Below are 17,764 nucleotides of genomic sequence, written 5' to 3' on the forward strand. Positions count from 1 at the left end.
TTAAAAAGCCTATAGCGCGTAAAAGGCTATGGTGCCAGTTACAATGCCCCAAACACACATATTAATAAAAGATCGTAAAATTCCGCCGTCCTCCTCAAGGCTGATCCCTAGCTTTTGAACAACAATATTTCCCGGAAAAAGAAACGCAACTTCAAGCCAGTGTAGTAAAGCCATTTTGCTCTCCCTATAAACATTCATTATAAATACATGTTTATTGATAAACCCAACAAAGTCAAATTAAAAGGCCCCAACACTACCGGGACCTTTGGACGCAGTAGAGAATTGACTTAGAAAATTGAAAGATCGGTTTTGGTTGTAAATAACTCTAGTGCTTTTCCGCCAACATAAGAATTACCATAGCGGTCCAGTTCCGGTGACCAGACGGCTATGGAAAATTCCTTTGGTAACACCGCGATGATGCCACCGCCGACACCACTTTTTGCTGGCAGGCCAACTGTATAGGCAAACGATCCGACAGCATCATAAAGGCCACAAGTAAGCAGCAAAGCATTAATTCGCTTTGCGTCCCGGCTTGTCATAATCTGTTCGTCTGCAATCGGCGAATAGCCGCCGCAGACCAATGGCATCGCCGCACGGGCAAGGTCCAGACAGGATGTGGTCAGCGCACATTGCCTGAAATACACATCCAACAAGTCTGGAATGGGTGTTTTAATATTGCCGAAGCTACACATCAGATTAGCCAAAGCAGCATTCCGATAGCCCCATTCCTTTTCAGATATGGCAACCTCTTCATCCAGACGGTTTTCCTCATTCCCCGAAAGCATCCGATAAAAGTCAATAATCCGGCGGGACGCATCTGCTGAACGGCTTGCAAGAATATCAGTTACAACGATTGCCCCCGCATTAATGAAGGGGTTGCGGGGAATACCCTGTTCATATTCCAGCTGAACCAAGGAATTAAAAGCCGTTCCTGACGGTTCCCGACCAACACGCGACCATATATCTTCGTCACCGAGCCCTAACACCTGCATAAGGGTAAAAAGCTTTGAAATAGACTGAATAGAAAAATCTTCTTTCGCATCGCCCACAATAAATTCTTGCCCATCGGCGGTACGAACAGCCATGCCAAATTTATCGCCGGGTACATTCGCCAAAGCGGGGATGTAATCTGCTTGCTTTCCCTTTCCAAAGAAAGGTTGGATTTCTTCTTTGATCTCGTTAAGAATTCGGGGGAAATCAGTAGTATCAACAGTCATATAATAGCCTGATCCAAAAACAAGAGTTACATCGCACACATATAAAACGTACGAACAGAACCGTGAACGAGCAAATCAATAAAGAAGATAGATTCCTTTGCAACCCATTTATTTAAAATTTCAGCATCCAGATGTTTCAACTGTCACGCTTCAAGACCAGATTACTTGGTAATACACAGATCTATGCCAAGATTACTTTGCTAATTGGCAAAAGCATAAAGCCAATCCAGCATCTTAGTGAACAAAAGATACCAGCGAGATATAAAAAATCGGCTGACCAAAACTGATCAACCGATTTTTATCACCATCCCAAGAACAAGACAGCTTCGCTATAATGCTCCACCCATCAGATAATTGGGTAGCCAAGTTGCAATCTCAGGGAAGACACAAAGAATGGCGATAGCCAAAACCATACAGAGCATAAAGGGAAGTGCCCCTTTGAGGATAGTGGGGAGCGATACATCCGGCACAATACCGTTGATCACATACAGGTTAAGTCCAACAGGCGGTGTGATGAGTCCGATTTCCATATTGATGGTAAAGACAACAGCAAACCAGTAAGGGTCGAACCCTGCCTGAATGATAATCGGCAACAGGATCGGTGCCGTCATCAAAATAACCGCTACTGGTGGCAGGAAAAATCCGGCGACCAACAAAAACAGATTGATAATAATGAGGAGCTGCCATTTACCAATATCAAGATTAGCAATGTATTCCGCCACCGATTGCGTCACAAAAAGTGACGAAAGCGTATAGCTGAAAAGTGCCGAGGCCCCAATGATCATCAGGATCATCACAGACTCTTTCATTGAATCTGACAAGATGGCCCAAATCTTTCGTGGTTGCCACATGCCGTAAATAACAACAACCAGAACCAGACAGAACAGCGCGCCAACCCCTGCCGCTTCGGACGGGGTAGCCACACCGCCATAGAGCACATAAAGCACCCCGACAATGATCACAAGGAAAGGGAAAACCCGTGGCAGAACCTCAAATTTTTCACGCCAGCTGTAGCCACCGATTTGTGCCTTGAAGCTGTACCCATTCCGCCATGCTGTATAAAGCGACCAGCACATAAATAAAACGGTCAGAAGCAATCCCGGTAACAATCCGGCCAGAAACAGACGGCCAATAGATGTTTCTGTTGCAATGCCATAAACAATCATAGTTATCGACGGCGGGATAAGAATTCCAAGGGTTCCCCCAGCTGCAATCGATCCTGTCGCCAATCCGTCCGGATACCCGCGTTTGCGCATTTCCGGAATGCCCATTTTCCCGATCGCGGCACAGGTTGCAGGCGATGAGCCGCTTAAGGCCGCAAAAATAGAGCAGGCACCAATGTTTGAGATAATAAGGCCACCCGGTACACGGTTAAGCCAGCGATCAAGCGCGGCGTACAAATCCTTGCCAGCCGGGGAAGAAGCAACAGCCGCCCCCATAACAATAAACATGGGAATGGAAACCAGTGCAAACTCGGCCAAGCCGGAAAAGAAAGTTTCCGCAACCACATCAAGCGAGTCAAAACCCTCGAAAGCAAAAAGGAAAACAACGGCCACCAGCCCCAGTCCAAAGGCAACAGGAATGCCAGATGAAAGAACAAAGATCGTCGCGATGGCAACCAATAAACCAATATAAAGTGGATCCATTTCTATTCCCCCTCAAATGAACTGTGGCTGTCCATTGCAAAGGGCATATCTCGCCCGCTTAATAGCGCCAATATATCAGCAACGTATTGCAGAGATAACAACCCAATACCAACAGGCAGTGATAAATATGGTATCCACATTGGTAATTCCCAAATGGTATCGGTTACCCACCCACCTTCCAGTGCCTCGGCAAAGAGTTCATAGCCCTTCCATGCCAACAGGACGGTAAAGGCCAGACCGCACACACTGGCGACAAAGGCGAGAATTTTTCGTGCTGACAAGCTCAGATAATGAGGGAGTAGATCCACATTCACATGCCCCTTAATCAAAAGAACATAAGGGCTGCCGATCAATGTCGCCGCGACCAACGCATAGGTCACATAGTCTGTCTGCCATACCGTAGATTCCTGTAAGAAATAACGCAGAACAACCATTTGGCAGACAACAACAATCGCTGAAGCAATGAGAATAGAAGCAAATACGCCACATATACGAGAAAGAAGGCGCACGAGATCAATGAAAAAATTCATACTGTACTGACCAGAGACGAAAGTTGTAAATCAATGCAAGGAAAAGTGCCCCACAGATAATTCTGCGAGGCACTTATATCTTACTTACTCAACAGCGAGAGCTTTGTTAATCAGCTCTTCCCCGCCCTTCACCTGTTCAGCAAAGGCTTTGTAAGATGTACCTTTGGCAATTTCGAGCCATGCCGCCGCATCATCGTTACTCATCGTAACCACTTCAACGCCAGCACCTTCGTAAGCCTCAACCAGTTTGCTATCCAGACCTTTGGCTGCATCAAGGAAGAAATCTTCGGATTTTTTACCCGCTGCCATCAAAGCATCTTGCTGTTCTTTATTCAGCTTGTTCCAGCTTTTCTTAGACATAAGAAGGGGTTCGTACATAAACCAAAGCGCATTATCGCCCGGTGCTGTCAGGCATGTAACCTGTTCGTAAATACGGTAAGAAACAAAGCTTCCTGAACTCGTATTCGCCGCATCAAGCACACCTGTTTGCATGGCAGAATAAATTTCAGAACTTGGCATTGACGCAATAGAGGCCCCCGCCCCAACCAGCATTTGTTCAAAGGATTTACCCGCCGCACGGGTTACCTGCCCCTTCATTGTGTCTGGACCGAGAATGCACTGCTTTTTAGAGGCAAACCCACCAGCAAGCCAGGCATCAGCAAGAACAACCACACCCGCGTCATCAATGATTTTTTTGATGTCATCCATAAAGGGGGATTTGTTCAAACGTGTCGCATGGTCATGGTTTTTAACAAGACCCGGCATATTGGTTGCATTAAATTCTGGATGACGCCCCGCCGCATAGGCCAGTGGAAAAGCAGAAATATCTAGCTGTCCCTTTACCATTGCGCCCCATTGTTCTTTGGGTTTAAAAAGTGCCTTGCCCGGATAAACCTTTATATCCAGACCAACATTAGCCGCATTAACTTCGCGCGCGATAATCTGAACCATTTCATCGCGGACGTCCCCTTTTCCACCAGGCCACTGATGCGAAGCTTTCAGGCTTTTTGCCATTGCAGCTTCAGCCAATAATCCACCTGTTAGCACAAAGCTGCCCAGCGCCAGACCTAGCGCTTTTTTTGTCATTTTCATTGGTAGTCTCCCTGTTTGGATCAATTTATTCCCCAAACAAGGAACATGACCCGTTGCTTTTTATTAAATCCTAAGCTCAATTCTGAACACAATAAGCCAGCTTTGAAATACAAGTCAATAATTCTTGTATACAATAATTATATTTAAATATACAAAATAACCTGTATTATAGTTTTCAATTCTATTGCTTTTGAGAGATAAGCTTTGGTTAAAGGCAATAGAGCAAAAACAATAAAATATCAGGAGTTCCGCACGTGGCGAACATGTCGTCAAATGACTTGAGAAGACAGCTTGAGCATGAAATTGTCCTGGGGGAGATTGTTCCGGGCACACGATTGGACGAAGTTGCGTTAACTGAACGATTTGGGGTCTCTAGAACCCCGGTGCGGGAAGCCCTGCAACAACTGAATATGATGCAGTTAGTAGAAATTCGCCCCAGACGCGGTGCTTTTGTCAAAAAAATGAGCCTGAGAGAACTCGTGGACATGTTTGAAGTCATGGCCGAGCTGGAAGGAACCTGTGGCAAGCTGGCTGCAGACCGCATGACAGATGAAGAACGTGACAAGCTCAAAGCATTGCATCTTATCTCAGAACCGCTGGTGGCTGACAGAGATTATGACAGCTATTACAAGGCAAATGTTGCTTTTCACGAAGCAATATACAAAGGAAGCCATAACGAGTTTCTCAGCGAGCAAACAAAAAATTTACGTAATCGTCTAACCCCATACCGCCGCCTTCAATTGCGACAGAGCAACCGTCTTAACAATTCGTTTCAGGAACACGCTGATATCACAGACGCAATTATAAACGGAAACAAAGAATTGGCAGAACAGCTTTTAGGAACCCACGTAACCGTTCAACAAGGATCTTTTAACGACTTTCTGGCCAGTTTGCCCATGGATCTCATAGATCAATCCGCCTAGTTCTCTTCCCAGTATATACATTTTTCACCGAGCTTATTTATGTCTAAAAACCTCTATGCCCTTTTCCAATCCCGTTTTCCCCAAGATATGTCAGCTGATTTTATTAAATCACCAGACGGAAATAATCTGAGCTATAGAGAGTTGGATCAACAAACAGCGCAAATGGCAGGTGCCCTCTTATCCCTAGGCACCAAAACTGGAGAACGGGTTGCCGTACAGGTGGAGAAAACAAAAGAAGCCGTCGTTCTCTATCTGGCCTGTTTGCGTGTTGGTGCCATATACCTGCCTCTTAACACCGCCTATACTGCCGACGAGCTTGATTACTTTATGGGGGATGCCAAACCGCACATTATGGTTTGCACCCCGGAAAAACACGATAAGCTTACCCCTGTTGCACAGAAAAATTCTGTTCCCCACCTGTTAACGCTAAGTAACACGGCAACAGGTAGCTTGATGGATCAGTTCAAAGGTGCAAAATCCCATACAGATATTGCAGACGTAACCGGGGATGATCTTGCCGCTATCCTTTATACATCCGGGACGACCGGGCGATCTAAGGGCGCAATGCTATCCCACGACAATCTGGCAAGTAACGCAGCCGTATTACATAAATACTGGGGATGGGTTCCTGACGACATTCTTTTACACGCTTTGCCGATCTTTCATGTCCACGGGCTTTTTGTTGCAATCCACTGTGTACTAATGAACGGTTCAAGTATGTGGTTCCTTCCCAAATTCGATGCAAAGGAAATGATCACGCTCATCCCCCAAAGCACCGTAATGATGGGGGTTCCAACTTTTTATACCCGATTATTGGATCAACCGGAATTCAACCGCACGACCTGTAAAAATATGCGGTTATTTATCTCCGGCTCAGCCCCGTTATTAGAAGACACCTTTACCCAGTTTGAAAAATTAACAGGCATGACCATACTCGAGCGCTATGGCATGACAGAGGCTGGTATGATTACCTCTAACCCGCTTGATGGAGATCGCGTCGCAAGTACTGTTGGCTACCCCTTGCCCGGCGTTGAAGCCAGATTATCCCAAGATACATCGAGTGAAGATGCCGGTGTGCTTGAGATAAAAGGACCAAACGTTTTTAAAGGTTATTGGAAAATGCCAGAGAAAACGGCCGAAGAATTCACCCCGGACGGGTATTTTATAACAGGTGATATCGCAACGATTTCTCATGACAATCGTGTTGCCATCGTCGGGCGCGCCAAGGATTTAATTATCAGTGGCGGATACAACGTCTATCCCAAGGAAATCGAGCAAGTTATAGACACGATTGAAGGCGTCAAGGAATCTGCCGTTATCGGTGTTCAACATCCTGATTTCGGCGAAGCCGTCGTTGCCGTAATTATTGCCGATCCTGCACAGGACCTAAAACAGGACGACATATTGGCAAACCTCAGGGATCAGCTTGCCCGCTTTAAACAGCCTAAAAACATCTTTTTTCTTGATGAACTCCCCCGAAACACAATGGGAAAAGTACAAAAAAATATCCTAAGACAGAGCTATGCAGATCTTTATAAGGCAGGGAATTAGACCCTGTCGCCAGAACACGTCTTGAGCAATTCAACGCATAAGCTTATGTGAAGGCACTCGGAGCACGTGCGTATTGCTCAAAAATAAACCATACCTTAATTTCTCTGGGGTTACTTTACTGCGTGATTATTATTAACTCATGGCCAGTATATGAACACCCTTAAGCAGGATATTGATAAATCAGACAGTTTGCACTTATCTGAGCTCGTCAGTGCAATCAGTACCGCTTTGGACATGACCGAAGGTCAGCCTATTGGACACTGTGTACGAAGCTGTTGGATTGGTATTCATATCGGGCAAGAGATTGGTCTCAGCGATCAGGATCTTTCAGAACTATATTATATGATACTTCTGAAAGACTTGGGGTGTAGTAGCAATGCAGCGCGCATTTGCCAACTTTACCTGACGGATGATCAAAAATTCAAACACGATTTCAAAAAAACAAACGGCAGTCTGCCACAAGCCTTACGGTTTGTCCTTTCCCACACCGGATTACAGGCCAGCTTAAGCGAACGCTTCCACGCTATTATCAACATACTGCAAGACGGCGGCGAAATTGCACGTGAACTCATCGAAACACGATGTCATCGCGGCGCAGAAATCGCCCTTAAAATGCGCTTCTCGCAAAAGGTTGCAGATGGCATTCTAAATCTGGATGAACGCTGGAACGGCACTGGCTTACCAATGGGCGTTTCCGGTAATGATATCCCGGTCTTTTCCCGTATTGCCCTGTTATCACAGGTTATAGATGTTTTTCATACCTCGGAAGGGCGACGCGCCGCGTTAGAAGAAGTTCGATCCAGATCAGGAACATGGTTTGAGCCCGACATGGTTGAGGCCTTTGAACGTGTTGCTGTCGAAGATCAATTCTGGGATGGAATAAAGGACCCCAATCTGGAAAACATCATCCAAGATTTAGTTTTCCCAACCCACGATATTACAGTCGACGAAGACTATCTGGACGATATAGCAAGCGCATTTGCCAAGGTTATCGACGCAAAAAGTCCCTTTACCCACGGCCACAGTGAACGGGTTATGGGCTATAGTGATTTAATAGCGCAACAAATGGGCGTTCCCTATCACAAAAGGCGTTGGCTAAGACGGGCTGCCCTTTTGCATGACATTGGTAAACTTGGCATCAGTAACAGCATCCTTGATAAACCCGGAAAGCTCACAAATGAAGAGTTTGCTATGATAAAAATGCACCCGGTGTTTTCTGTTAATATTCTTAAAAACATCATCGCTTTTTCAGACATATCCCCCATAGCTGGCGGCCATCACGAAAGGCTGGATGGCAAAGGATACCCCCATGGATTACATGACAATGAAATCAATATGGAAACAAGAATTGTAACAGTTGCCGATATATTTGATGCTCTGACTGCTGATCGCCCCTATCGTACAGCCATGCCCATTGAAAAAGCCATTTCAATTATGGATGACATGGTGGACAGCGCAATTGACTCGCAATGTTACAAAGCGCTTAAATCAGCAATTAAAGAAGTATCAAAACTAAATGCTTCTCTTCAAGACACACATGCACAAGTTGGTGTAAAGGAAACAATCTGATCAAAAAAAATTCATTTCAAGTCGCAGAAGCGGCTTCTAACTATTTCAAGTATTTGAGGCCCGTTTCTGCGACTTATTCCAAACACTAAGAAGAATGAAGCTTACGGTATTCATCGACCTGTAGGCCGCCTACTCCCCAATCTTCTAGTGCAACTTCATTGATAACAACATAGGTTGTCTTTGGGTCTTTCCCAAGTACATCATGTAAAAGGTCGGAAACACCTTTGATCAATTGGGCTTTTTGATCTTTGGTCACGCCTTCATCGGTAACTTTTATATTTACGTACGGCATTACATTCATCCTATAAGTTATTAAAATATAATTGGTAACGGGAATTTCAAGAAAGCTTCTTGATTTCAAAATCAAACACTTTTGATATAACCTGCCAACGCCCATCTACAAGGATAAGCGTCAGGAAATCGGTAAAAAACTTCTCGCCAATTGCACAATTGAGATGCACAAAGGCAGTATTATCCCCAGCAAAACGTATAGAAAGTATTTGATCCTGACGGGCCTCTCCCCGACTTGCTGGTGATGGTCTTTTGTCAACGATTGGAAAATATTCATCCATTGTCAGATAAAGAAGCGGGTCATCCGTCGCACAAACGTAATGCGCCTTGGGATGAAATACCTTTGCCAGTCGTTCTGTATCACTATGAAAAAGACCGTCAAAATAAACCTGAATTGTGTTTACAACAGCCTGATAATCCTTGGACATGCTATGGCTACCTTTTTATCAATCAACACATTGAAAGGGTGCCCGCCCTAAGCAAAGGACGGACACACACGACCAATCAATTAAGCAAGACCTTCGGCTGCAAGTGCTGTCTGTGTTTTTTCGCGCGCAGCTACCCGTTTAACAAAGGCCGCCAGATGTGGAACTTTATCCAAATTGATACCAACAAAGTTAGACCAGTTGCTCACAACGAAAAGATAAGCATCAGCGACAGAAAAAGAATCGCCCAACAGGTAGCTTCTGCCATCGGAGAGAACTTTTTCAAAATGAGCCAGTTTCTTAGCAACATTCTCTTCCGCTGGTTGGCGTGCGTCCCCGTCGGCATTACCAGAAAAGAAAGGACTAAAAGCTTTGTGTAGCTCTGAAGAGATAAAGTTAAGATGCTCCTGTAGTCTAGCGCGTTCAACAGACCCGGTTGCAGGGGTCAGACCTGATTCCGGATTTTGATCAGCTAAATATTGAAGAATAGCAGCGCCCTCGGTCAGGACTTCGCCGTTATCAAGCTTCAACGCTGGAACGTATCCATTTGGATTAACCTGTAAAAAATCTTCACCGTTTTCAGTCTTCTTGATATCTGTATCGACTTTTTCAATATCAAAATCGTGCCCTAATTCACGTAAAACAATGTGGGACGCCAAAGAACATGCACCGGGTTTATAATAAAGTTTCATAAGATCTTTCCTCAAAAAAGTTGTTCGTGATAGCCAATGAGGTAAGATCCTTAGTTACTTTTGTAAACCATATGATATTGTGATACTTAATTATAAAGTTTCACTAAGGTAACTCAGTTTCCTTTTGGTAACGTATTAATATAAAAGATTAAACAGTATAAGCGTCGGACCGGAGCACACCAGCATGGCCTTAAAAATGCGAAAGAATCAGAGCGGAGATGTCCCTTACAATTGTCCCCTATCAGAATGCATGGCCATTCTTGGTGGCGCCTGGACGACAAACTTAATCTGGTTTCTATCCGGGGGCCCACGCCGCTTCAGCGAATTAAAAAACGACTTGGATGGGATTTCAGCCAAAATGCTCACCACCCGCCTGAAAGAACTTGAAAGTAAGATGGTCGTGGATCGCAAAGTATTGCCAACATCACCACCATCCGTAGAATATAGCCTGACAGATCTCGGCGAAGAACTTGTCCCCGCAATCAATGCCATTGTCGAAGTGGGACATAAAATCAAAGTACGAAACGGCAGGGTATAACGCCCCAGGTACCATCTATTGGAATAGTACTTTTCCGACTTGGCTATTCCAATCTCGGTGATCTTGGGTGTGCGTCGAAAATTGCCATCCGGCAATACCACCAAACTGATCACCAAACTCGTCATACAATGGGGCAATAATTTGCGTGATAATATCTTCTGGCGATATATGTCCGCTAAAGGCATCGGCCTTATACACAGGTTTACCGATAACAATTTTCCCGCTTGGCCAAGCTAGGGCACCATCTTTGGCAACCAATCCCCGATAAGACGTACTATAAGTTTCTTTTCTTAACCCAACGACCTTTGTATTTACAGGACCATCCTGTCCCGGATTATTATAATACTGTACTGTTATCCAATCGATTGCCTCTCCTGATACTTTCAAGATATCCAGATACGGTCCCCCGTGCCATTCGGGGTTTAAATAGGGAGATTGCGGCGCATGACTAATCGAAAAAGCAGGAGCAGGCAGTTCAACACGTAAGGCCTTTGTAAGTTTAATCAGAAACTTTTTACCATCCGCGACATTGGCTTTTCGTACTTTGTGAAGCATATCGCTGGCTTCGAAATCAAGGTCCACTCCATCAAGCTGTTTTGCACGCACGAATGCCCCAATTGCAGTAGCCAGTTCTTTTTCTCGCCCCACAAAGCCTTGATAATCTTTTGTCTTGGCCAAGCCGCCCCCAAAAGAAATCATAACTTTGATGCCTCTGGTCCTAAGTATTTGTACGCTTTCCCACTGATTAGACATATTTTTTGGTGGGGTAAGAACAATTACACCCTTCTTATCAATTCTGGCATTCAAAAAGGATAAAATAACATGGGTATATTCCGTCTGAGAAATCTCACCCAAGGAAGAAACATCACTATTGTAATAGATAATAAAACGGGGAGACGAACACGCTATGTCCACCCATAAAACCAAATAACAGAAAATAACTAACCACGGCAGTTTGGAATATAGTTTACGGTATTCTTTTTGGATAAAGAACAATACGTTAATCCATCCCATAAAAAGCTGATTACACATTTATTTTTACAACTACCGCCCCTTAACTATATTCACACCTACAAAAGCAAGAAACGGATAGTTTGTACATATATTCGTTTCTATATGTACATAAACAAACTTAAGAATGTGAACCCTAGACATGAACGCATCGATCAATACCGCTATGGGCGCCCGTGAATGGCTAATGTTAATTATCCTGTCCATATTGTGGGGCGGGTCTTTTTTCTTTGTTGGTGTCGCGGTATCCGAACTACCGCCCTTTACAATTGTGACATTCCGCGTTGGACTTGCGGCTATCGCTTTATGGACTGTTATCTTCGCCCTCAAAATGCCTGTACCAACAACGATAAAGGCATGGAGAGCTCTTTTAGCTATGGGTATTTTGAATAACGTCATCCCCTTTACCCTTATCGTTTGGGGACAGATATACATCCCATCTGGTCTAGCATCGATCTTGAACGCAACCACCCCACTGTTCGGGGTTGTAGTTGCAACCCTGTTTTTATCTGATGAAAAGGCCACTCTCTTAAAGGCACTTGGGGTTATCGTTGGTTTTTTCGGCGTGGTTCTCATGTTTGGTTTGCCAGATGACAACCAAAACCTCCTTGCCCAACTCGCTATTTTGGGGGCGACATTGAGCTATGCATTTGCCGGCGTTTTTGGCCGGCGCTTTAAAACGATGGCAATAAATCCAATCGTTACAGCAGCAGGACAGGTCACGGGGGCAACCTTTCTTCTTTTCCCGATCACATACGCAATCGAAGGAATGCCATCTTTACCAACCATTTCAAATGAAACATGGGCATCTTTAGTCGCACTCGCCCTACTTTCAACAGCTGTTGCCTATATTCTATATTTTAAAATCCTAGAACGGGCAGGCGCAACCAACCTGCTCCTTGTCACCTTACTTGTTCCCGTTTCTGCTATTTTACTCGGTGCATTATTTTTGGACGAGAAACTTGATGTCCCTCACTTTATGGGCATGGCCTTTATTGCCATAGGATTATCCGCAATCGACGGGCGACTTTGGAGAAAACTCTCAAACAAAAACCGACAAAAAACAACGCCAAGCTAAGTAATCTGGGTTATCTTATCAAGCGAACGCTTAAGTAAAACAACAGCAAGCATTGAACAAATAACTGAAGCACCGAAATAATACATTCCCGGTTGTGATGTTGCATTTGCCATCCCAGATGATTTTGCGGAAATAACGATCATGCCAACGATAAAAACATCTAACATGCTCCACTTTCCCAACAGATCGATTAACTTCACTGCCCTTTGCACCGATTTATGGCCAACAGACCGCGCCCGCCAAATATAATTAGCGACCAAGATTTTAACCGTCGGAAAGATTACCGAGAAAAAGAGAATAACAATAGCAATTAGATACTCACCACTACTGGCCAATTGATCAATTGCACCAGAAATAGAGATAAGATCTTCGAAGAGAAAAAACTTCTCAACCCGCAAAATTGGAATAGTTAGCCCGGCAAATAAAGTGATCAGCGCAACAAGCAACAAAATAGGAACTAGCCGGGCAATACCAGACGACCGCTTAGCAAGTGAGTTTTCAGCACGTTTAAAAGTAAAAAACAGATGCCACCAACAAAGGCTTTCATGATCTGAAGACCAGAACTTCTGCGCCTGTTTCAGAAATCTAATTTCCTTCATGGAGATTCCCTGAAAACCAGATAAGCGACCCTGTAAAAATCTAATATCCTTGGTAAATTTCGTATGATCTTTTGGAAATCACCCCGAAATCAAGCCTTTACCCATTATTAATAGCGGGGATATTTACTATTTGAATCTTGCCTACGACGTTTTGCTCGTACGGGCACCACGGCTCGTGCTGGTTCTGGCGAAATTTTAAAAGCGCGGAGAACTGTAAGGATCAAAGCAGATAACATAAATAATTTATTCCTAGTTTCTTTTGCTACCATCCTATTTAGGCTTTTCCCTCTTCTCAATCAACTTTAATCCAAAAATAAAGTACATTTAATTTTTAAAACTCCTATCATTCTAGGGTGGGATTTGAATTTATAAAAAGCGATTGGACAGAAAAATAATCGAATTCATCAGGCAAATCTTTTCTACAGCCTTGCCCTTCACCTACTATATAAAACTCTCTGGCTAGTTTATTAAATCTACAAGTTGAGTATGCTGCTTTAAAAAGCTTTCTTTAATTCTTGCTATCTCACCACGCTCGGATAATTTAGCCAAAGTATCATTAAAGCCTGCAACGAGCTCTTCGGATTGATCAAATCCTTTTGGGAAAATGATATGCCCATAATCAGTACTTATCGTTTTTTGCAATTCCACAACCTCATTAGATCGTTCCGATAACACTTCTCGACGAAAAATATCTGCAACAAAGACATCTTCGACAAAGAAGTCAGCACGACCGTTAAGAATCATCAACCAACAACTTTTAATATAAGGTGTGCTTACCCGTTTGATACTTCCCGCGGCATGAAGTTTATCTAATTCGGGTAAACCACCGTAATGATGAGGAAGACATTCTCTTAATCCTAATAAATCGAGCGAACTATTATACTCAATACCAGAATCTCTGCGTACATAAACCTTACTTTCCCACTCTATTATTGGCGCACTATAAAGAAATTCATCTTCACGTTCCTTAGTCAAAAGATAGGGGTATGTCGCTGCGTATTTACCCTTTTTCGAAAGAATATATCCTCGTTTCCAGGGCAAATAATCGACCACAAAATCATGCCCCATTTCCATGATGACCAGCTCCACGATCTCGGAAACCACCCCACCACCGGGTATATGTTCAGAAGTAAAAGGAGGATATTCACCCGTTGTTAATTTCAACTCGCCAGCCCCCGCACGAGAAGACATAATTCCAGTTAAAGCGAGAAAGGTTATCGTAACGAATGTTAGCTTGTATAAGCTTCTCAAAAAATTAGATTCCTTAGCATAAAGCTTTAAATTCATCTTTGTTCAAGAATTTCTTATACTTCTTATAGCACTAAATTTATTAAAATCCGGTTAGGTAACTTGGGATTTAAATAATGCCAAAGATATTTTTGAACTGCGTATCACACACAAAAAAAGCGCCTTGAAGGCGCTATTTTCTTATGGCGGAGAGTGAGGGATTCGAACCCTCGATACGCGATTAACGTATACTCCCTTAGCAGGGGAGCGCCTTCAGCCACTCGGCCAACTCTCCACAATCTGTGAACAGCCGAATTACTAAGGTCTTACATCAAATCTGTAAAGTGAAAAAATACAGAAAAATGCACTTTATAACAAAGTACGCAGGAACAGGGGCGTTAAAGCATGTCCTAAACATATGCTAAGCGACAAAAAATCGATTCTAATGTACTCTAAAGATAAGGAATTAAAACGAGATCTCTTGGATGTAGAGTTTTATTGTTACTCACCCTGTTTTATATACACAGAACAAGGGCAAGAGCGCATCACGTCGGCAGAAGAAAACAATATCACCATTAACGCAGACACAATAACCCTCCCATCTAAAACTCAACATTAGTGATTTAGCACACCTTTCAGGTAGGAGCTTATCCAGTTTTAACCGTGATTTCCGGGCAACATACAACATGCCACCAAAACAATGGCTTAAAAAGCAACGCCTAACATATGCAGAAAAGCTTTTACGCAAAGAAGACCTGACAATAACGGAAATAGCTTTTGATATCGGTTATGAAAATGTCTCACATTTCATAAAGTCGTTTAAGGAATCATATGGAACGACCCCGAAAGAATATCGGCTATTTATAACATAATGAAGTAAAAACGGCATTAATGGTATTTTCGAGGTAGTTTGTTTTTTTACAGGTCGAGTTTCTCCACTGTAATCAGTAATGGAGTAGAGAAATGACAACAAGAGTTACTTTAAACTGTCAGATAAACCCTGAAAAACTTAACTAATTAATTGTTTATCTTAAACAAAATCCACCTAACGTCCGTAACTTCGCCGAAAACATTCGTGTCGATATTTTCTTTGATCAAGCAAGGCAAGAAATGCTGATTGATGAAGATTGGAAGTCCATCAAGCATCATCAGGAGTATATCGAATTCATCACTGAAAACGGGATTATGGATAGCTTGATCAGTTATTTTCTTGCCTCGCCTTAAATGAAATATTTTACCCAACAGGAAATTTAAAGTGTAAACATGCCACTCTGGTGATCAGAGTGGCATGTTTTAAACAAAGGCCCAACTTATCCGGTATTAATTATTGAATATCATCGTCCCAAGCAGCACGACCACCAAGCCGCACAGCGATATAAGCCGCCCATCGTTTGAGCCAAGGCATCCGGTCTTGTTCCGCTACGATCCGCAAAATTGCATCAGCAACAGCCCGTGAACCTTCCCGGCTTGCATAAAGCAGATCGTGCAGGGTTGCCGCCCGAAAGAACCGAGCATCAGCCCGAGGGATAAACCACCACAGCGCACGAGGAACACTTGCCCCGTCATAGTTAAAGCCACCTGGCACAATTACATTCATGCCCCTTGGCCCTGAGATCTTGTGAGCACAAGCGGCTGTAAAAGGATTATCGGGATCTTCTGGCGACACCCAGACCAGCACCGCACCAGTTGGGCGCGATGCTTTAATCTGGGCCAGATCGTATTCAGGTGTGAACTCGTACACCTTAGCCATTACTCTTCCCCGCCGCTTCCCATTCTGCCCAAACATCGTCAAGCTTGGCAGTGAGCTTGGGCCACTCTGCGCGAATTTCTTCAGGCGTCTTGTCACCATTTTGAACAGCACGAATAGACTTGAAGGCAAACACGCCAATTTCAATAAGCGCGTTTACAGTTGCGATTGTTGCCGGGTTCATGATTCAACACCTTTCTTAACAGTCAGAAGGATAAAAGCCGTTTCCTGCAAGGTGGCCAGCGCAGATTGATAATCCGTCACCTCACCAGAACAGAGCTTCACAGTTGATGGCATCAGATCAGAAACTGTCTTGATTGTTTCGTCTGACAACTCGCCCGCTGCTCGATATCCAGAAAGGATGCGAACGGTTGAGATAATGCCTTCACAGGTAATCTGCACTTGCTGCTCAGCATTCAGGCGGTTACCGCTCGGCGTCGTGCAAGCAGACACAAAAAAAGCCGCTACAAGAGCGACCGTCATCAATATGTTTTTCATGGTAGCTTTCCTAATAACTCCAAGACGCGGGGCGATATGCGTATGGGTGGCCCTCGTCTATGTGGATGAAAGTCTTAGCAACCCCAATACCTCTAAAACGCATGTCGCTAATGGTGGTGAGTAAATCGTATCGCCTTGATTTCAGCGGGACGATATCCGCAGCAAGCCCGACGGAATGCGCGCCCGGACGCTTCTTGTTTTTCTCGACCGGATGATTCCGACAACGAAACCCGCTTGTGATTTCCAGAGGGCCAACCTGGTCCCGAAGCTCTTGCAGCTTTGCCATAAACTCAGGCTTCATATCAGAACGGCCACAGCCGCATTTACAAGCGAACTCGAATGCAGAAAAGTTTGAGTAATCTGACCAGCTGATCTTTGTCATAATGCCTCCCTTTCCGCTTTTGCCTTCAAATATTCCTGCCTTGCTTTGGCGATACGAAAAGCTAACAAAGCAAGACCACCTATCCCGATACACACAGCAATACCTGTGTTAAAATAATGGAACCACAAGGGAGTAGAAACTGCCGTAACGCCAATAAATTTATCTACGTTTTCTCCTCTTAAAACCGTATCAATCATGGCGTACTCCAATTACCGTCATCAAAAATATCTGTATTAGCCAAATCGCGGTCTGATAGGGAAATCAAAAAGTTTGATCGTTGCCGAATAGCCTCGATTTCATGTCTTTTTTGTCTAAGAAAAGTTGCTTCATTACTCTCGACAGTACTCCAAGATCGAGCATTTTTGATTTCAATTAACTCAATTGCGCGCTCGCTCCCGCGTACTTGCTTCCAAAGTGGCGCGATGTCTTCAATACGACGTGCCGCTTCAGCATTTACCTTATCTCGTTTCTGAGCCGCAATTTGTTCAACAGTTTTATCCTGCAAAGACTGCGTAATAACCCATTCATCCCTCACCAAAGCTCCGCCATCATCTACGACATATTGATAAGGATTTGGGTTTACCCGAACCGTACGGACAGCTCTAAGTGTTGCCCCTTCACCCAGATCAAACGGCAAGGATTGGGGTGGTTGATTATTCCCGACCAAATTACATTTTTTAGCCAACCCCGGCGTCCAAGCACTGATCGAAGAAACAAGAATTTCATTTTTTTCGATTACATATTTCAT

General features: G+C 44.0%; 23 protein-coding genes and 1 tRNA gene. 6 read left to right on the forward strand and 18 right to left on the reverse strand.

Features of this window, described 5'->3' with window-relative positions; translation table 11 throughout:
- Positions 1-9: 9 nt before the first annotated feature.
- The 5 genes from ACN0W5_RS12600 to dctP form a co-directional block, all read right to left on the reverse strand.
- On the reverse strand, positions 10-174 hold the full coding sequence (locus ACN0W5_RS12600; RefSeq protein ID WP_299372641.1) for a hypothetical protein: 165 nt from the start codon (positions 172-174) through the stop codon (positions 10-12).
- 113 nt (positions 175-287) lie between these two features.
- Positions 288-1,217, reverse strand: coding sequence for a glutaminase (locus tag ACN0W5_RS12605; RefSeq protein WP_417454446.1), 930 nt, complete (start codon positions 1,215-1,217; stop codon positions 288-290).
- Positions 1,218-1,546: 329 nt separating this feature from the next.
- A complete protein-coding gene (locus ACN0W5_RS12610; protein WP_299372647.1) occupies positions 1,547-2,863 on the reverse strand; it encodes a TRAP transporter large permease in 1,317 nt (438 codons plus the stop codon).
- Between the two features lie 2 nt (positions 2,864-2,865).
- A complete protein-coding gene (locus ACN0W5_RS12615; protein WP_417454447.1) occupies positions 2,866-3,393 on the reverse strand; it encodes a TRAP transporter small permease in 528 nt (175 codons plus the stop codon).
- Between the two features lie 84 nt (positions 3,394-3,477).
- The gene (gene dctP, locus ACN0W5_RS12620) at positions 3,478-4,485 is read right to left on the reverse strand and encodes a TRAP transporter substrate-binding protein DctP (protein WP_417454448.1); all 1,008 of its coding nucleotides are present in this window, start codon (positions 4,483-4,485) and stop codon (positions 3,478-3,480) included.
- A gap of 263 nt (positions 4,486-4,748) precedes the next feature.
- Between dctP and ACN0W5_RS12625 the strand changes: the two genes are divergently transcribed.
- The 3 genes from ACN0W5_RS12625 (at position 4,749) to ACN0W5_RS12635 (ending at position 8,528) form a co-directional block, all read left to right on the forward strand.
- Positions 4,749-5,408, forward strand: a complete 660-nt coding sequence (locus ACN0W5_RS12625; RefSeq protein ID WP_299372695.1) for a GntR family transcriptional regulator — start codon at positions 4,749-4,751, stop codon at positions 5,406-5,408.
- A 39-nt stretch (positions 5,409-5,447) separates the two neighbouring features.
- Complete coding sequence (locus tag ACN0W5_RS12630; protein ID WP_417454449.1) at positions 5,448-6,959, forward strand: malonate--CoA ligase; 1,512 nt, start codon at positions 5,448-5,450, stop codon at positions 6,957-6,959.
- Between the two features lie 150 nt (positions 6,960-7,109).
- Complete coding sequence (locus ACN0W5_RS12635) at positions 7,110-8,528, forward strand: HD-GYP domain-containing protein (protein WP_417454450.1); 1,419 nt, start codon at positions 7,110-7,112, stop codon at positions 8,526-8,528.
- Between the two features lie 85 nt (positions 8,529-8,613).
- Here ACN0W5_RS12635 and ACN0W5_RS12640 read toward each other — a convergent pair whose 3' ends face one another.
- The 3 genes from ACN0W5_RS12640 to gstA all read right to left on the reverse strand — a co-directional run bounded on the left by ACN0W5_RS12640 (position 8,614) and on the right by gstA (position 9,936).
- Positions 8,614-8,820, reverse strand: coding sequence for a tautomerase family protein (locus ACN0W5_RS12640; RefSeq protein WP_299372662.1), 207 nt, complete (start codon positions 8,818-8,820; stop codon positions 8,614-8,616).
- Between the two features lie 46 nt (positions 8,821-8,866).
- The gene (locus tag ACN0W5_RS12645) at positions 8,867-9,247 is read right to left on the reverse strand and encodes a nuclear transport factor 2 family protein (RefSeq protein ID WP_417454451.1); all 381 of its coding nucleotides are present in this window, start codon (positions 9,245-9,247) and stop codon (positions 8,867-8,869) included.
- 80 nt (positions 9,248-9,327) lie between these two features.
- Positions 9,328-9,936 carry a glutathione transferase GstA gene (gene gstA / locus ACN0W5_RS12650; protein ID WP_417454452.1) on the reverse strand — a complete coding sequence of 203 codons (609 nt, stop codon included), beginning with the start codon at positions 9,934-9,936 and terminating at the stop codon, positions 9,328-9,330.
- Between the two features lie 196 nt (positions 9,937-10,132).
- On the opposite strand from gstA, the gene ACN0W5_RS12655 reads away from it, so the two are divergent.
- A complete protein-coding gene (locus tag ACN0W5_RS12655) occupies positions 10,133-10,474 on the forward strand; it encodes a winged helix-turn-helix transcriptional regulator (protein ID WP_417454453.1) in 342 nt (113 codons plus the stop codon).
- Positions 10,475-10,489: 15 nt separating this feature from the next.
- Here ACN0W5_RS12655 and ACN0W5_RS12660 read toward each other — a convergent pair whose 3' ends face one another.
- A complete protein-coding gene (locus ACN0W5_RS12660) occupies positions 10,490-11,506 on the reverse strand; it encodes a glycosyl hydrolase family 18 protein (RefSeq protein WP_417454454.1) in 1,017 nt (338 codons plus the stop codon).
- Positions 11,507-11,627: 121 nt separating this feature from the next.
- Here ACN0W5_RS12660 and ACN0W5_RS12665 point away from each other — a divergent pair, with 121 nt between their 5' ends.
- Positions 11,628-12,563 (forward strand): DMT family transporter, encoded by a 936-nt coding sequence (locus ACN0W5_RS12665; RefSeq protein WP_417454455.1) that lies wholly within the window; start codon positions 11,628-11,630, stop codon positions 12,561-12,563.
- Here ACN0W5_RS12665 and ACN0W5_RS12670 read toward each other — a convergent pair.
- From ACN0W5_RS12670 to ACN0W5_RS12680, 3 genes are all read right to left on the reverse strand, one after another.
- Entirely contained in the window at positions 12,560-13,162 is a 603-nt protein-coding gene (locus tag ACN0W5_RS12670) for a paraquat-inducible protein A (RefSeq protein WP_417454456.1), read from the reverse strand. The genes ACN0W5_RS12665 and ACN0W5_RS12670 overlap by 4 nt on opposite strands.
- 459 nt (positions 13,163-13,621) lie before the next feature.
- Positions 13,622-14,449 (reverse strand): substrate-binding periplasmic protein, encoded by an 828-nt coding sequence (locus ACN0W5_RS12675; protein WP_417454457.1) that lies wholly within the window; start codon positions 14,447-14,449, stop codon positions 13,622-13,624.
- 144 nt (positions 14,450-14,593) lie between these two features.
- Positions 14,594-14,684: transfer RNA gene (locus ACN0W5_RS12680), tRNA-Ser, on the reverse strand.
- A gap of 319 nt (positions 14,685-15,003) precedes the next feature.
- On the opposite strand from ACN0W5_RS12680, the gene ACN0W5_RS12685 reads away from it, so the two are divergent.
- On the forward strand, positions 15,004-15,261 hold the full coding sequence (locus ACN0W5_RS12685) for a helix-turn-helix domain-containing protein (protein WP_417454734.1): 258 nt from the start codon (positions 15,004-15,006) through the stop codon (positions 15,259-15,261).
- Between the two features lie 452 nt (positions 15,262-15,713).
- Here ACN0W5_RS12685 and ACN0W5_RS12690 read toward each other — a convergent pair whose 3' ends face one another.
- Genes ACN0W5_RS12690 through ACN0W5_RS12715 form a run of 6 tightly spaced genes read right to left on the reverse strand, consistent with a single transcriptional unit; the run spans position 15,714 to position 17,764 of the window.
- Positions 15,714-16,139: a DUF1353 domain-containing protein gene (locus tag ACN0W5_RS12690; protein WP_417454458.1), complete on the reverse strand. Its 426-nt coding sequence runs from the start codon at positions 16,137-16,139 to the stop codon at positions 15,714-15,716.
- On the reverse strand, positions 16,132-16,320 hold the full coding sequence (locus ACN0W5_RS12695) for a hypothetical protein (RefSeq protein WP_417454459.1): 189 nt from the start codon (positions 16,318-16,320) through the stop codon (positions 16,132-16,134). The genes ACN0W5_RS12690 and ACN0W5_RS12695 overlap by 8 nt, the downstream gene beginning before the upstream one ends.
- The gene (locus ACN0W5_RS12700) at positions 16,317-16,634 is read right to left on the reverse strand and encodes a hypothetical protein (RefSeq protein WP_417454460.1); all 318 of its coding nucleotides are present in this window, start codon (positions 16,632-16,634) and stop codon (positions 16,317-16,319) included. Before ACN0W5_RS12700 ends, ACN0W5_RS12695 begins: the two co-directional genes overlap by 4 nt.
- 10 nt (positions 16,635-16,644) lie before the next feature.
- Positions 16,645-17,016: a D-Ala-D-Ala carboxypeptidase family metallohydrolase gene (locus ACN0W5_RS12705; RefSeq protein ID WP_417454461.1), complete on the reverse strand. Its 372-nt coding sequence runs from the start codon at positions 17,014-17,016 to the stop codon at positions 16,645-16,647.
- On the reverse strand, positions 17,013-17,213 hold the full coding sequence (locus ACN0W5_RS12710) for a hypothetical protein (RefSeq protein ID WP_417454462.1): 201 nt from the start codon (positions 17,211-17,213) through the stop codon (positions 17,013-17,015). Before ACN0W5_RS12710 ends, ACN0W5_RS12705 begins: the two co-directional genes overlap by 4 nt.
- Positions 17,210-17,764, reverse strand: a complete 555-nt coding sequence (locus ACN0W5_RS12715) for a hypothetical protein (RefSeq protein ID WP_417454463.1) — start codon at positions 17,762-17,764, stop codon at positions 17,210-17,212. The genes ACN0W5_RS12710 and ACN0W5_RS12715 overlap by 4 nt, the downstream gene beginning before the upstream one ends.

Origin of the sequence: Kiloniella sp., assembly GCF_048270245.1 — a bacterium.
GTDB lineage: Bacteria > Pseudomonadota > Alphaproteobacteria > Kiloniellales > Kiloniellaceae > Kiloniella.